Raw genomic sequence first — 12,527 nt, forward strand, 5'->3', positions numbered from 1 at the left:
CAAGGGGCGATGCGGATCGATCTGCACTGCCACAGCGACGCGTCCGACGGGACGCGGCCGCCCGCGGAGGTCGTCCGGCGGGCGCGGGAGAACGGCGTCGACGTCGTCGCGCTCACCGACCACGACACCGTCGCCGGCTGGGACGAGGCCGCCGCGTCCCTCCCAGAGGGCCTGGCGCTCGTCCCCGGCATCGAGCTGTCGTGCAAGGAGGGCGGCCGGAGCCTGCACCTGCTCGGCTACCTGTTCGACCCGGCCGAGCCGGTGCTGGCCGCCGAGCTGGCCCGGATCCGCGACGACCGCGTGACCAGGGCGCGCGGCATGGTGGAGCGGCTGAACGGGCTCGGCGCCGAGGTCACGTGGGACATGGTCCGCGCACTCGCCAGGGGCGAGGCGGTCGGGCGCCCGCACATCGCGCGCGCCATGGTGGAGGCGGGCGTGATCGAGTCCGCGGACGAGGCGTTCACGCACCGGTGGATCGCGCAGGGCGGCCGCGCCTACGTCGAGCGGTACGCGCTCGACGCGGAGCGGGCGATCGGGCTCGTCCGCGCGGCCGGGGGAGTGAGCGTCCTGGCCCACCCCCGGGCGCGCCGCCGCGGGTACGTGTTCGGCGACGAGGTGGTCGAGAGGCTCGCCGCCGCCGGGCTCGCCGGGGTCGAGGCCGACCACCCCGACCACGCCCCCGAGGACCGCGCCCGCCTGCGCGGCCTGGCCGCCTCGCTCGGCCTCGCCGTGACCGGCTCCAGCGACGACCACGGCGCGTTCACCGGCGACCGGATCGGCGTCGAGACCACCGCGCCGGACGCCTTCGAGACGCTCCGCGCGGCCGCCACCGGCGGCGATCTCCGTCTGCCCGTCCGGGGCGGCGAATCGCGGTAGGGTGCGAAGCGTGGACGCGCGCATCGAACAGGTGGTGACGTCGGGGAAGCTCACCCTGGACGACACCGAGTACGACGTCGAGAACAACACCTACATCGTCGGCGACGACGACGAGGTCATCGTGATCGACCCGGCCAACGACGCCGAGGCCATCCTCAAGGAGGTCGGTGACCGCGAGGTCATGGCCGTCCTGCTGACCGACGGCAACGAGCACCGCCTCAGCGTGGTCCTCGAAGTCGCCGCGGCAGGCGAGGAGGACGAGGACGACTGGGCGCCGATCGCTCTGCACCGCGCCGACCGGCTGCTGTGGCGCGACTACTTCGGCCGCCTCGCCAAGGAGGAGGACGACGAGGACGACGCCAAGGCGCTGCGCTCCCTCGAACCCGACATCTGGCTGGAGGACGGCGGCGTCTTCGAGATCGGCGAGGCGCAGCTGGAGATCGTGCACACCCCGGGCCACACGCCCGGCAGCGTCTGCGTGATCAGCGAGCAGCTCGGCCTGCTGTTCTCCGGCGACACCCTGCACCGCGGCCGCCCCGGCTCGGTCGGCGGCGTCTACGAGGACCTGCGCAAGCAGCTCAACTCGATCGGCGCGCTGCTGACCCCGCTGCCGAAGGACCTGCGGGTCCTGCCCGCGCAGGGCGAGGAGACCACGGTCGGCGAAGAGGACGCCCGCTGGGAGAGCTGGGGCTCCATGGCCCGGGAGTCTGACGACTAGCCGTGGCTGAGCAGCTGGGCTTTGAGGGGATGCCTCAGCGCCTTTACACGTGCACGCCTTCGCGGCTGAACACGTGGCTGGACTGCCCGCGCCGGTACCGGATGACGTACCTCGACCGTCCGATGCCGCCCAAGGGTCCGCCGTGGGCGCACAACAGCGTCGGGGCGAGCGTGCACAACGCGCTGGCCGGCTGGTGGCGGCTCCCCGTCCACGAGCGCAGCCCCGAGGCGGCGGGGAGGCTGCTGCTCCGTGGCTGGCTGACCGACGGGTTCCGCGACGAGGCGCAGTCCGCGCAGTGGCGCGAGCGGGCCCGGGAGATGACGGAGCGGTACGCCGCCGGGCTGGACCCGTCCGACGAGCCGCTCGGCGTCGAGCGCACCGTGGCGACCCGCACCGACCGGATCGCGGTGTCCGGGCGCATCGACCGGCTCGACGCGCGCGGCCCCGAGCTTGTCGTCGTCGACTACAAGACGGGGCGGCACGTCCTGACCGCCGACGACGCCCGCGGCTCGCTGGCACTGGCGATCTACGCGGTGGCGGCGTCGCGCGTCCTGCGCCGCCCGTGCCGCCGGGTCGAGCTGCACCATCTGCCGTCCGGAGAGGTCGCGGTGTGGGAGCACACCGACGAGTCGCTGGCCCGGCACATCCGCCGCGCGGAGCAGATCGCCGCCGAGGCCGCGGCCGCCGACGACGCCTACCGCGCCGCCGCCGGGAAGCGCGCCGGCGTGCCGAAGCCCCGTGAGGGCGAGGTCGACCACGCCCCGCACGACGAGCTTTTCCCTCCGCGTCCGGGCAACCTGTGCTCGTGGTGCGACTTCGCGCGCCACTGCCCGGAGGGCCGGGAGGCCGCCCCGCGCAAGGAACCCTGGGCGGCGCTCCCCGTCGACGCCGTCTAGGGCGTCTTCTCGGTGGCGAGCGCCCGCTGCGCGGGCCAGCGGCGCGGGTCGCGGAGACCGTAGAGACCCTTGCTCAGGTCGTAGCCGTCGGCCGCGAGCCGCTGCCGGGTGCGTTCCAGCATGTCGCGGGTGTTCTTGGCGAACGCGTAGTCGTGCAGCCGCTCCGGGACCGCGTTCATCGCGAGGCGGAACGAGCGGAGCGCCGCCGTCACCGCGGGCTGCGGCACCTCGGGCAGTGCCCCGTACATCTGCCGGGCCCAGTCCGGCAGCGAGTAGTAGCAGAGCGCCCCGAAGGGGAAGTAGCCCGGCTTCCCTGGCGCGAGGAACCGGAGGTTCTCCGGCATCGTCGGCCACATGAGGAACCGCACCGTGGCGGCGGCCTCCTCGGTGACGCGCAGCTGGGGCCGCATCTCGGCGAGGTAGGCCTCCATCTCGGCGACGCTGCCGGGAACGTCGCCGGCGTGCAGCCCGACGTAGGTCGCGGTGTGCCGCTGCTCGTCCAGGTACTTGTCCGCCATGGCGGCGGTCAGCGGCAGCCCGGCCCTCCGCGCGACCTCCAGGTAGGAGTACACCTCGGCGCAGTGCACCCAGCGGAGCAGTTCGGGCTGGTCGAGCCGCTCCCGCTTCCCGGTGTCGTGGTTGAGGATGCGCAGGCTCCGGTGGATCTCCCGGACGCGGTACGCCAGCTCGTCGATCTCCTCGTGCGACCCGTACGTGGCCACCCCGACGAAGTCGGCGGTGCGCTGGAGCCGCCCGAACGGGTCCTCCTGGAAGTTGGAGTTCTGCCAGACGCCCCACATCGCCATGGGGTGCAGCGCCTGGAGCATGAGGCCGCGCACCCCGCCGATCCACATGGACCGATCGATGTGGACGCGCCACGTGACGCTCTCGGGTGGCTGGACGGTCGCCGGCATGTGCACCTCCTTGAGACAAACTGAAGTAAGTGTGTCATTACCTCAGTTCACTCGCGACACCGCCCCTCCTGTTGCGTCCCCTTCGAGGTGCCGGAGCCCCGGCCTTGCCGCGCATGCTGGCTGCGGTCCGAACCCTGGCCGGGATATGCATAAACAATCTATATAAAGCTGCTATGCTTCCGGCGTGAGCCAGCAAGGCGCCGCGCACGGCGCTTCCGATGCCATCGGGTCAGCCCTCTACGGCCTTGCCACCAGGGCCGTGAGACGTCTTCCCCGCGACATGAGCCTGACGTCCGCCGCCACCTTGGCCACCCTGGACAAGACCGGCCCGCGACGGATCACCGATCTGGCGGCGGCCGAGGGCGTCACCCAGCCCGCGATGACCGTCCTGGTCCGGGTGATGGAGGAATCCGGGCTGGTCGAGCGGACGGGCGATCCGTCCGACAGGCGGGTCACGCTGGTGCGCCTGACCGAGGCCGGCGCGTCCTACGTCCGGACACGGCGCCAGGCGGGCGTCGACGCGTACGCGCGGTTGATCGACGAACTCACCGGTGACGAGGTCGAGGCCCTGGCGGCGGCCCTTCCGGCACTGCTGCGTCTGGCAGAGCTCGAAAGCCGAACCCGAGAGGAGCCGGACCGGTGACCGCGCCCCAGGCTGATGACCAGCCCATGAGCACTGCCCTGACGGGTTCCGAGGCGCGTCTGCTGGTCCCCGCCCTGGTGTTCATCGCCCTGGTCGTGGCGGCCGTCGCCAGCCTCGGGACGCCGCTCATCACCAGCGTGGCGACCACGTTCCACGTCTCCCTCGACAGCGCGCAGTGGACGCTGACCATCGCCCTGCTCAGCGGCGCCGTCGCCACACCCGTCCTCGGCCGGCTCGGCGCCGGTCCGCACCGCCGGGCCACGATTCTCGCCACGCTGGCGATCGTCGTCGTCGGCAGCGCGCTCACCGTGCTGCCGCTGCCGTTCGCCTGGCTGCTCGCGGGCAGAGCGGCCCAAGGCGTCGGACTCGGCCTCACGGCGCTGATGATGGGCGTGGCCCGCGACCATCTTCCCGAGGAGCGCGGCGCGGCCGCGATCGCCCTGATCTCGGTGGTCTCCATCATCGGAGCCGGCGTCGGCTACCCGCTGGCCGCGCTGCTCGCCGAGTTCGGCGGACTGCGGGCCGCCTACGGCCTCGGCCTGCTCATCACCGCCATCGCATTCCTGACCGCTTGGCGCTCCATGCCCGCGGCTCCCGAAGGCCGCTCCGCTCACGTGAACGTGGCCGGTGCGCTCGTCCTGGCGGGTGGACTGCTCCTCGTCCTGCTCCTGGCCGGCGAGAGGAGCCTGTGGAGCCGACACCTCGCCGTGGCGGTGGCCCTCGCCGTCGCCGCCGTGTTCCTGCTGTGCGTCTGGACCGCCTCCGAGCTGCGCAGCACGACGCCTCTGGTCGACGTCCGGGCGGTACGGCACCCGGCGGTCGCCGGGGCGAACATCGCCATGCTCGTCGGCGGGAGCGGCATGTACCTCCTGCTCACGCTCATCACCCGCTACGCGCAGACGCCGCACAGCGCCGGCTACGGCTTCGGGCTGACCACCTTCGTGGCGGGGCTGGTCCTCATCCCGTTCTCCGTGCTGGGATTCGTCGCCGGCAAGATCACGCCCCGGGTCCGCGAACGGATCGACGGCCCCCTGCTCCTGGCCGGCAGCGCCGCCATCGTCGGCGGCGGGTTCGTCCTGTTCGCGGCGGCCCGGTCCAACCTGACCGAACTGCTCGTGGCCATGGGCGTGCTGGGCTTCGGCGTCGGCAGCTTCTCGGCCGCCATGCCCGGCGTCATCCTGGCCGTCACGCCCAAGAGCGAGACGTCGAGCGCCATGAGCTTCAACTACGTCGTCCGCAGCGTCGGGTACTCCCTGGGCAGCGCCATCGGCGGTCTGGTGCTGGCCGCCGGCACCGACACCGGCCGCCTCTTCCCGAACGACCGCGCCTACACCACCGCGGCGCTGGTCGGCGTCGCCGCGATGGCGATCACGACGATGACCTGCCTCGTCCTCGCCCGCCGACGCTCACCCGAGACCAATACGATCGCACCCCCAGCCGGTTGATCTGAGCATCAATCCCGAACACAGGAGGTAACCGTGGCCAAGGGCTACTGGGTCAGCGCCTACCGCACCATCGCAGACCCTGAGAGGCTTGCCGCCTACAACGAACTGGCCGGTCCAGCCGTCAGGGCCGCGGGCGGGCGGACGCTCGCCCGCGCCAGCCGGGTCGTCGCACACGACGCCGGAATCGCCGAGCGCACCGTCCTGGTCGAGTTCGACAGCTTCGATCAGGCGGTCGCCGCACACGCGAGTGCGGCCTACCAGGAGGCGCTGGCCGCACTTGGCGACGGCGTCGAGCGCGACTTCCGCATCATCGAAGGCCTCGACTGACGACCGGTGCCGCGTCAGGGCAGCCCACGGTTCCCGGCGGCGCGGCGGCCCGGACGTCGCCCTCGACGTCGGCGGGAGATGCGTTCGACCTGGCTGCCCGATCGGTCGCCCGCCGCGTTCGGGTTGTGATCAGCTAGCCGATCACAGCTGGTCGTCCCGGACGACCTCCAGGTTCAGGAAGCGCGGGCCGTCGGTGCACAGCGACTCCATCTCGCCCGCGATGCGCCTGGTCTCGGGCAGGTCGCTGTTGCGCATCGCCTCCTCGTAGGACGGGAACTCGACGATGTCGACGTAGTGGGACGAGTCCTGGCGGTCCTTGGTGTGCAGCTCGTGGGTCGCCGTGCGCTTGCCCTGGCTGGCCTCCGCCCACTCGTCGAACAGGCCCTCCAACTCGTCCTGGCGGTCGGTGCGGTAGTCGATGATCTGTACGAAGCCCATCCGTCTCAGCTCCCGACCGGTGTGCGCTCGTTCTTGAGGTGGGTGCGGATCTCTTCCCGCAGCTCCGGAGTGTCGTCGTGCCCGTGGACCGAGGCGGCGTGCTCGGCGGCGGCGCGGACGACCTCGTCCTCCTCGCCGCTGATGGCGAGCGTGCAGTTCGACTCGCTCGGCATGTCCCTGCAGTCGGCTACCTTGCGCATGTCTCCCCCTCGCCAGCCCGGGGCGCCCGCGCGAGGGGAGGTCGTGTCCGGCGGCGGCGCCACGTCCGGCCGTTCTTCCCGCTACATCACCACGATTCACTTCAATCGTCGCATATCCCCATGTCAGGGGGAAGGTGTCGGACGCGCGTTGTACGGTGACGCCTCACCGAGGAGAGGGTGTGCCGATGGACTGGGTCGAGTCCGGCGGGGGGCCGCTGCTGGCCGCGCCCGCGTCGCAGCTGGCCCGCTGGGAGGGCGCCACCGACGACGAGGGGCCCGAGGAGACGTGGGGCGACTACGGGCGCGCCTGCGCGATCGACGGCTACATCGGGCTGGTCGGCATCGGGGGAGGGCAGGGCCTCGTCCTCGGCGACGAACCCGCCACCACGACCTACCTGCCGGACGAGCGCCTCTTCGTGCGGTGGGCGGCGGCCGACTCCGAGTCCGATCTCGTCGACGCGGCCAGGCACGCCGTCCACGGCGTCGAGTGGCAGGAGGAGCTCGACTGGGACGTCGACGGCGCCGTCGTGCTCTTCGACTCCGCCTGGCCCGGCGCGACCCCCGAACCCGGCAACCACCTGAACATCGACCTGTCCCCGGGCCGCTACCGCGTCCGCGCCGCCTGCGAGCGGGACGACCGCAACTGGATGATCCTCGTACAGCTCCAGCCGGTGTCCTAGGGGGCCTGTCTCGAAGTGGGCCGGGACTTTGAAACACTGCCTAGCCCGCCAGGGTCGCCAGGCGGTGGGCGAGACGGGCGGCGGCCTCCCGCAGCTCGGCGGGCTCCAGCACCTCCGCCTCGAAGCCCAGCCGGGCCACGTGCAGGGCGAGCGTGTCCAGGTCCGCCCCGCCGACGACGAGCACGCACCAGCCGTCGCGATCGTCCTCGACCCGTCCCACCTGGGGCGGGATCCGTTCGCGCACCGCGTCGGGCGCGGCGTGCAGGCGTATCCGCGCGAGGTGCCGGTACGGCGCCTCGGTCACGGCCCGCTGCACGTAGGCGACCGGGTCCGGATGCTCCCTCGGCCGGAACCGCCAGGTCGTCGCCGCCGTCTCGCGCATCCGGTCCAGCCGGAAGGTGCGCCAGGCGTCGCGGTCGGTGTCCCACGCCATCAGGTACCAGCGGCGTCCCGTGGCGACCATCCGCACCGGCTCGACCGTGCGCTCGCGCTCCCCGCCGTCCCGTCCGGGGTACCGGAACCGCACCCGGACCGCGTCGCGGCAGGCCCGCGCGAGCGTCACCAGCAGCTCCGCGTCGATCTGGACGCCCGGGCCGACGAGGGTCTCGGTGGCGCCGTGCACCGCCCGCACCTCGGCGCGCAGGCGGGGCGGCATCACCTGGTCGAGCTTCGCCAGCGCGCGCAGCGCCGCCTCGCCCGCCCCGGCGACCGTGCCGCCGGACGCCATCCGCAGGGACACCGCCGTCGCGATCGCCTCCTCGTCGTCCAGGAGCAGCGGCGGCAGCCGGGTGCCCGCGCCCAGGCGGTAGCCGCCGCCCACGCCCGCCACCGCGTGGACCGGGTATCCGAGCGCGCGCAGCCGCTCCACGTCGCGCCGCACCGAGCGGTCCGTGACGCCCAGCTCGGCGGCGAGGGCGGCGGCGGTCCAGGACGGCCGCCGTTGCAGCAGGCCCAGCAACCGCAGCACCCGCTCGGTCGTCCCCTCGACGCTCACATGCCCATCGTCCCACGAAACGCGGAACGAACCTGTCCGCTATTCCGCCGACACTGGCCCCATGACCGACACGTGGAATCCGCTGCTCCGGGACCAGATCGCCTGGCACTGGGACAACCAGCTGCGCCCTCGCATCAGCGGCCTTACCGACGACGAGTACTTCTGGGAGCCGGCGCCGGGCTGCTGGAGCGTGCGCCCGCGCGGTGCCGGCGCCCTGCCCGAAGGGGCCGGCCCCGCGATGACCATCGACTTCGCGATGCCGCCGCCGGACCCGGCGCCCGTCACGACGATCGCCTGGCGGCTCGCGCACGTGATCGTCGGCGTGCTGGCGATGCGCAGCGCCGCGCACTTCGGGCGCCCGCCCACCGACTACCAGGCGTTCGAGTTCGCCGCGACGGCGGACGAGGCGCTGGCCCAGCTCGACGCGGAGTACGCGACGTGGCTGGCCGGGATCGAATCCCTCGGGGACACCGGCCTCACCCGCCCGTGCGGGGAGGCCGAGGGGCCGTACGCCGAGCGTCCCATGGCAGCGTTGGTGCTGCACATCAACCGGGAGCTGATCCACCACCTGTCCGAGGTGTGCCTGCTCCGCGACCTCTACCCGCACGCTCACAGGGAGGCGAGCTGACATGGCCCGCGACGTCCAGATCACTTTCGACTGCGCCGACCCCGCCGCGCTGGCGGCCTTCTGGGCCGAGGCCCTCGGCTACCGGCTCCAGGACCCGCCCGGCGGTTTCGCGTCCTGGGACGAGGCCCTGGACGCGATGGGCGTCCCGCCGGAGAGCCGCAACGACGCCTCGGCGGTGGTCGACCCCGGCGGCGCCGGCCCCCGCCTGTTCTTCCAGCGCGTCCCGGAGGGCAAGAAGGCCAAGAACCGCGTGCACCTCGACGTGCGGGCCGCGCCGGGCCTCGACGGCGACGAGCGGATGGCGGCCCTGGAGGCCGAGGCCGACCGCCTCGCCTCCCACGGCGCCACCCGCCTCCAGCGCCAGGACCCGAAGCCCCCGCTCGGCGCCGGCCACATCGTGATGGCCGACCCCGAAGGCAACGAGTTCTGCCTGGACTGAGAGATCGGTCGCGGGCTCGACTCCCGGGCGGGGCTACTTGAGGGTGCGTTCGGTGTCGGACCAGAGGGCGAGGAGGGCGGCGGCGGTGGTCTCGGGGGCGTCCCAGGCGGGGGAATGGGCGGCGCCCGGGATGACGACCTTGGGCGCGTTGAGGCGCTCGGCCATCGCGGCCTGGGCGCGGGGGTCCCAGGCGTCGTCGTCCTCGCCGTAGATGACCAGGACGCGCAGGGCGGTGTCGGCGCAGTGCTTGGCCAGCTCGTCGACGCGGTCGGGGGCGGTGAGGATCTCGTTCGCCATGCACGCCAGCCCCTTCTCGGAATTGCCGAGCGTGCGGGCCCTGAGGAACGCGACGATCTCCCGCTGGACGCCCCGCCCCAGGTAGTCGGGTTCGAGGCCGAGCTCCCAGATCTGCGCCAGGCCGAGTTCGGGGATGGCGTCGCGCAGGGCGCGGGCCTTGGCGGCGGCCGCGCCGGTGACGGCGCCCGGACCCGAGCTCATCACCGTGAAGGACGCGGGGCGGGCCCCGGCGAGGACGGCCTCCCGGCACACCAGCCCGCCGAACGAGTGGCCGACCAGGTGGACGGGGCCGGGGCCGAGGGCCGAAAGGAGGGCCGCGATGTCGGCGCCGAGGGCCGCGCGGGTGTAGGCGCTCTCGTCGTCCGGGCCGAGGGTCTCGTACTGGCCGCGCATGTCGATCGCGACGACGCGGCGCCCCGACGCGGCCAGGGTCTCCAGGACGGCGAGGAAGTCCTCCTTGCTGCCGGTGAGCCCGGGGACGAGAAGGGCGGGGCAGCGGTCGGGCACGCCCGACCCCGGAAGGGCCTCCAGCGCGGCGAACGGGCCGCGGGAGGTCTCGACGGTCGTCCGGCGAACACCGGGGGGCAGACTCACGAACCGGGGCGTACTCACGGTGGAAACCTTAGTCAATGGCGGCCTGCGGCCTTCGGTAAGAAATTTTCGGTGGTAGCGTCGCCAGCGTGGTCGACATGCCTGCCATCTCCGCCCACCGCCGTGACGAAGCGGGCCTCACGGGCCTCGGCGACGCAGTCGCGTCCGGCGCCGAGTACGTGGAGATCGACATCAGGCGGACCGGGGACGGCCGGCTCGTCGTCCACCACGATCCCGAGGTCGCCGGGCTCCGCCTCAACCGGCTCTCCTACGAGCGGATCCAGGAGCTCGCGGTGCGGCCCGTGCCGCTGGCCGCCGACGCGATGAAGGTCATCTCGGGCCGGGCGCAGGGCCATCTGGACCTCAAGGAGCGCGGCTGCGAGCACGAGAGCGTGGCGCTGGCGGTGGAGGCGTTCGGCGCCGGGAACTTCGTGGTGACCACCCGCGAGATCACGTCCCTGGTGGAGATCAAGAAGAGCTTCCCGGGGGTGCGGACGGCCCTGTCGGTCGGCCGCAACCTGTGGGAGCGGGGCGCCGCGCACGACTTCGCGCCGCTGCGGCTGATCCGGCGGGCGGGCGCCGACATGGTCGCCCTCAACCACCGGCTCGCCCGCGTCGGCGTGCTGCGCCAGTGCGGGCGCGCCGGGATCCCGGCCATGATCTGGACGGTCAACGCCGAGCCCGTCATGCGGCGCTTCCTGAGCGACCCGCGCGTCGCCGTCCTCGTCACCGACCACCCGGGCCTCGCCCTCCGGCTGCGCGGGGGAAGAGGCCCGGACGGAACGCGACCGCGGGACTGAGAGGTCTCGCGGTCGGCTGCTCCGCCGCCGGTCAGGCGGTCTGCGACGCCTCGGCGGTGCCGCCCCCGGCCGCGGCCGGCTTGCCGGCGCGGGTGCGGCGGCGGGGCCGGCTGCGCTTGCGCTCGGTGGCGACCGCGTCGACGACGTTGTCGTCCGCGGCCTTCTCGGTGTCGGCCGCGCCGGCCTCGACCGGACGGCCGGCCCGCGTGCGCGTCCGGTCGCGCTTGCGGCGGCGCGGCCGGGGACGCTCCTGCTCGCGGTCGCGGTCATGGTCGCGGCCGCGATCGTGGCCGCGGTCGTGGCTGCGGACCTTGCCCGTCTCGCCGATGTCCTCCAGCTTCTCGGCGTCCAGCCCGGCGCGGCCGTTGCGCTTGTCGGCGGGCAGCGTCCCCTTCGTGCCGGCGGGAATGCCGAGCGTCTCGAAGAAGTGCGGGGACGTCGAGTAGGTCTCCTCCGGGGCCGCGAACGGCAGGTCGAGCGTGCTGTTGATCAGCTTCCACCGGGTGAGGTCGGACCAGTCGACGAGGGTGACGGCGACGCCCTCCTTGCCCGCGCGGCCGGTCCGGCCGATGCGGTGCACGTAGGTGTCGGCGCTGTCGGGGCACTCGTAGTTCACGACGTGGGTGACGTCGTCGACGTCGAGCCCGCGGGCCGCCACGTCGGTGGCCACCAGCACGCCGATCTTGCCGTTGCGGAACGCGCGCAGCGCCCGCTCGCGCTGGCTCTGCCCGAGGTCGCCGTGCACGGCGGCGGCGTCGAAGCCCCGCTGTGCGAGGTCGGCGGCCACCCGGTCGCACGCCCGCTTCGTCTGGCAGAAGACCATGGTCAGCCCGCGGCCCTCCGCCTGCAGCAGGCGGGCCAGCATCTCCGGCTTGTCCATCTGGTGGGCCTGGAAGACGTGCTGGACGACCTGCGGCGTCGCGTCCGACTCGGTGTGCGACTCGGCGCGGACGTTGGTGGGACGGGTCAGGTACCGGCGCGACAGCGCGGCGATCTCGCCGGGCATCGTCGCCGAGAACAGCATGGTCTGGCGCTTCGCCGGAATCCGGTCGATGATGCGCTCGATGTCCGGCAGGAAGCCGAGGTCGAGCATGCGGTCCGCCTCGTCCAGCACCAGGACCTCGACCTTGGAGAGGTCGAGGTACTTCTGCTTGACGAGGTCGAGGAGCCGCCCCGGGGTGCCGACGACGACGTCGACTCCCTCGCGCAGCGCCTCGATCTGCGGCTCGTAGGCCCGCCCGCCGTAGACCGACAGCACGCGGCTGCCCAGCTTGCCTCCGGCGACGAGAAGGTCGTCGGTGACCTGGAGGGCCAGCTCGCGGGTCGGCGCGACGACGAGCGCACGCGGCTCGCGGCCGCCGTGCTCGATGCGCTGCAGCAGCGCGGCGCCGAAGGCGAGGGTCTTGCCGGTGCCCGTGCGGGCCTGGCCGATGATGTCGTGCCCGCCGAGCGCGATCGGCAGGGCGAGCTCCTGGATGGGGAACGCCTCCACGATGCCTTCGGCTTCGAGGGCGTCTGCTATCTCGGGTACGACCCCGAGTTCACGAAAGGTAGTCAGGGCTTTCAGCCTCCAATATGCGGGGTCTCCGCTCCCGGGTGCGGCGCGGCTCGCCGGCGGGACACCGCCGAACCGGCGTGTCC

General features: G+C 73.1%; 16 protein-coding genes. 10 read left to right on the forward strand and 6 right to left on the reverse strand.

The window, feature by feature from the left end; all coding sequences use genetic code 11:
- Positions 1-9: 9 nt before the first annotated feature.
- The 3 genes from BKA00_RS36375 to BKA00_RS36385 are packed head-to-tail and all read left to right on the forward strand — an operon-like array spanning position 10 to position 2,490.
- Positions 10-876, forward strand: a complete 867-nt coding sequence (locus BKA00_RS36375; protein ID WP_185032831.1) for a PHP domain-containing protein — start codon at positions 10-12, stop codon at positions 874-876.
- 10 nt (positions 877-886) lie between these two features.
- A complete protein-coding gene (locus BKA00_RS36380; RefSeq protein ID WP_185032833.1) occupies positions 887-1,594 on the forward strand; it encodes an MBL fold metallo-hydrolase in 708 nt (235 codons plus the stop codon).
- A gap of 29 nt (positions 1,595-1,623) precedes the next feature.
- Positions 1,624-2,490, forward strand: a complete 867-nt coding sequence (locus BKA00_RS36385) for a RecB family exonuclease (protein WP_185032835.1) — start codon at positions 1,624-1,626, stop codon at positions 2,488-2,490.
- Here the strand turns inward: BKA00_RS36385 and BKA00_RS36390 are convergent.
- A complete protein-coding gene (locus tag BKA00_RS36390) occupies positions 2,487-3,404 on the reverse strand; it encodes an oxygenase MpaB family protein (protein ID WP_185032837.1) in 918 nt (305 codons plus the stop codon). The genes BKA00_RS36385 and BKA00_RS36390 overlap by 4 nt on opposite strands.
- A 184-nt stretch (positions 3,405-3,588) precedes the next feature.
- Between BKA00_RS36390 and BKA00_RS36395 the strand changes: the two genes are divergently transcribed.
- Genes BKA00_RS36395 through BKA00_RS36405 form a run of 3 tightly spaced genes read left to right on the forward strand, consistent with a single transcriptional unit; the run spans position 3,589 to position 5,819 of the window.
- Positions 3,589-4,047 carry a MarR family winged helix-turn-helix transcriptional regulator gene (locus BKA00_RS36395; RefSeq protein WP_230299243.1) on the forward strand — a complete coding sequence of 153 codons (459 nt, stop codon included), beginning with the start codon at positions 3,589-3,591 and terminating at the stop codon, positions 4,045-4,047.
- A gap of 26 nt (positions 4,048-4,073) precedes the next feature.
- A complete protein-coding gene (locus tag BKA00_RS36400) occupies positions 4,074-5,492 on the forward strand; it encodes an MFS transporter (RefSeq protein WP_185032839.1) in 1,419 nt (472 codons plus the stop codon).
- Between the two features lie 33 nt (positions 5,493-5,525).
- Positions 5,526-5,819, forward strand: coding sequence for a DUF1330 domain-containing protein (locus tag BKA00_RS36405; RefSeq protein WP_185032840.1), 294 nt, complete (start codon positions 5,526-5,528; stop codon positions 5,817-5,819).
- Positions 5,820-5,960: 141 nt separating this feature from the next.
- Here BKA00_RS36405 and BKA00_RS36410 read toward each other — a convergent pair whose 3' ends face one another.
- Together BKA00_RS36410 and BKA00_RS36415 are read right to left on the reverse strand one after the other, a co-directional pair.
- Positions 5,961-6,257 carry a hypothetical protein gene (locus BKA00_RS36410; protein ID WP_185032842.1) on the reverse strand — a complete coding sequence of 99 codons (297 nt, stop codon included), beginning with the start codon at positions 6,255-6,257 and terminating at the stop codon, positions 5,961-5,963.
- A 5-nt stretch (positions 6,258-6,262) separates the two neighbouring features.
- Complete coding sequence (locus BKA00_RS36415) at positions 6,263-6,457, reverse strand: DUF1059 domain-containing protein (protein WP_185032844.1); 195 nt, start codon at positions 6,455-6,457, stop codon at positions 6,263-6,265.
- Positions 6,458-6,642: 185 nt separating this feature from the next.
- On the opposite strand from BKA00_RS36415, the gene BKA00_RS36420 reads away from it, so the two are divergent.
- Complete coding sequence (locus BKA00_RS36420; RefSeq protein ID WP_185035298.1) at positions 6,643-7,137, forward strand: Imm21 family immunity protein; 495 nt, start codon at positions 6,643-6,645, stop codon at positions 7,135-7,137.
- 40 nt (positions 7,138-7,177) lie between these two features.
- Here the strand turns inward: BKA00_RS36420 and BKA00_RS36425 are convergent, their stop codons facing one another.
- The gene (locus tag BKA00_RS36425; protein ID WP_185032846.1) at positions 7,178-8,131 is read right to left on the reverse strand and encodes a helix-turn-helix transcriptional regulator; all 954 of its coding nucleotides are present in this window, start codon (positions 8,129-8,131) and stop codon (positions 7,178-7,180) included.
- Positions 8,132-8,192: 61 nt separating this feature from the next.
- Between BKA00_RS36425 and BKA00_RS36430 the strand changes: the two genes are divergently transcribed.
- Together BKA00_RS36430 and BKA00_RS36435 are read left to right on the forward strand one after the other, a co-directional pair.
- Positions 8,193-8,759: a DinB family protein gene (locus BKA00_RS36430; RefSeq protein WP_185032847.1), complete on the forward strand. Its 567-nt coding sequence runs from the start codon at positions 8,193-8,195 to the stop codon at positions 8,757-8,759.
- Position 8,760: 1 nt separating this feature from the next.
- The gene (locus tag BKA00_RS36435) at positions 8,761-9,198 is read left to right on the forward strand and encodes a VOC family protein (RefSeq protein ID WP_185032849.1); all 438 of its coding nucleotides are present in this window, start codon (positions 8,761-8,763) and stop codon (positions 9,196-9,198) included.
- Between the two features lie 33 nt (positions 9,199-9,231).
- On the opposite strand, the gene BKA00_RS36440 is transcribed toward BKA00_RS36435, so the two are convergent.
- Entirely contained in the window at positions 9,232-10,107 is an 876-nt protein-coding gene (locus tag BKA00_RS36440; protein WP_185032851.1) for an alpha/beta fold hydrolase, read from the reverse strand.
- A gap of 77 nt (positions 10,108-10,184) precedes the next feature.
- On the opposite strand from BKA00_RS36440, the gene BKA00_RS36445 reads away from it, so the two are divergent.
- Positions 10,185-10,886: a glycerophosphodiester phosphodiesterase gene (locus BKA00_RS36445; protein ID WP_221494403.1), complete on the forward strand. Its 702-nt coding sequence runs from the start codon at positions 10,185-10,187 to the stop codon at positions 10,884-10,886.
- 31 nt (positions 10,887-10,917) lie between these two features.
- Here the strand turns inward: BKA00_RS36445 and BKA00_RS36450 are convergent, their stop codons facing one another.
- Positions 10,918-12,378: a DEAD/DEAH box helicase gene (locus tag BKA00_RS36450; RefSeq protein ID WP_230299242.1), complete on the reverse strand. Its 1,461-nt coding sequence runs from the start codon at positions 12,376-12,378 to the stop codon at positions 10,918-10,920.
- Positions 12,379-12,527: the final 149 nt, after the last annotated feature.

Source organism: Actinomadura coerulea (assembly GCF_014208105.1).
Classification (GTDB): Bacteria; Actinomycetota; Actinomycetes; order Streptosporangiales; family Streptosporangiaceae; genus Spirillospora; species Spirillospora coerulea.

Bases quoted from the DNA above. Each gene is read 5' to 3' on its own strand.
- BKA00_RS36375 (WP_185032831.1), top strand. From the start codon at position 10: ATGCGGATCGATCTGCACTGCCACAGCGACGCGTCCGACGGGACGCGG.
- BKA00_RS36385 (WP_185032835.1), top strand. From the start codon at position 1,624: ATGCCTCAGCGCCTTTACACGTGCACGCCTTCGCGGCTGAACACGTGG.
- BKA00_RS36390 (WP_185032837.1), bottom strand. From the start codon at position 3,404: ATGCCGGCGACCGTCCAGCCACCCGAGAGCGTCACGTGGCGCGTCCAC.
- BKA00_RS36400 (WP_185032839.1), top strand. From the start codon at position 4,074: ATGAGCACTGCCCTGACGGGTTCCGAGGCGCGTCTGCTGGTCCCCGCC.
- BKA00_RS36410 (WP_185032842.1), bottom strand. From the start codon at position 6,257: ATGGGCTTCGTACAGATCATCGACTACCGCACCGACCGCCAGGACGAG.
- BKA00_RS36415 (WP_185032844.1), bottom strand. From the start codon at position 6,457: ATGCGCAAGGTAGCCGACTGCAGGGACATGCCGAGCGAGTCGAACTGC.
- BKA00_RS36420 (WP_185035298.1), top strand. From the start codon at position 6,643: ATGGACTGGGTCGAGTCCGGCGGGGGGCCGCTGCTGGCCGCGCCCGCG.
- BKA00_RS36430 (WP_185032847.1), top strand. From the start codon at position 8,193: ATGACCGACACGTGGAATCCGCTGCTCCGGGACCAGATCGCCTGGCAC.
- BKA00_RS36435 (WP_185032849.1), top strand. From the start codon at position 8,761: ATGGCCCGCGACGTCCAGATCACTTTCGACTGCGCCGACCCCGCCGCG.
- BKA00_RS36445 (WP_221494403.1), top strand. From the start codon at position 10,185: ATGCCTGCCATCTCCGCCCACCGCCGTGACGAAGCGGGCCTCACGGGC.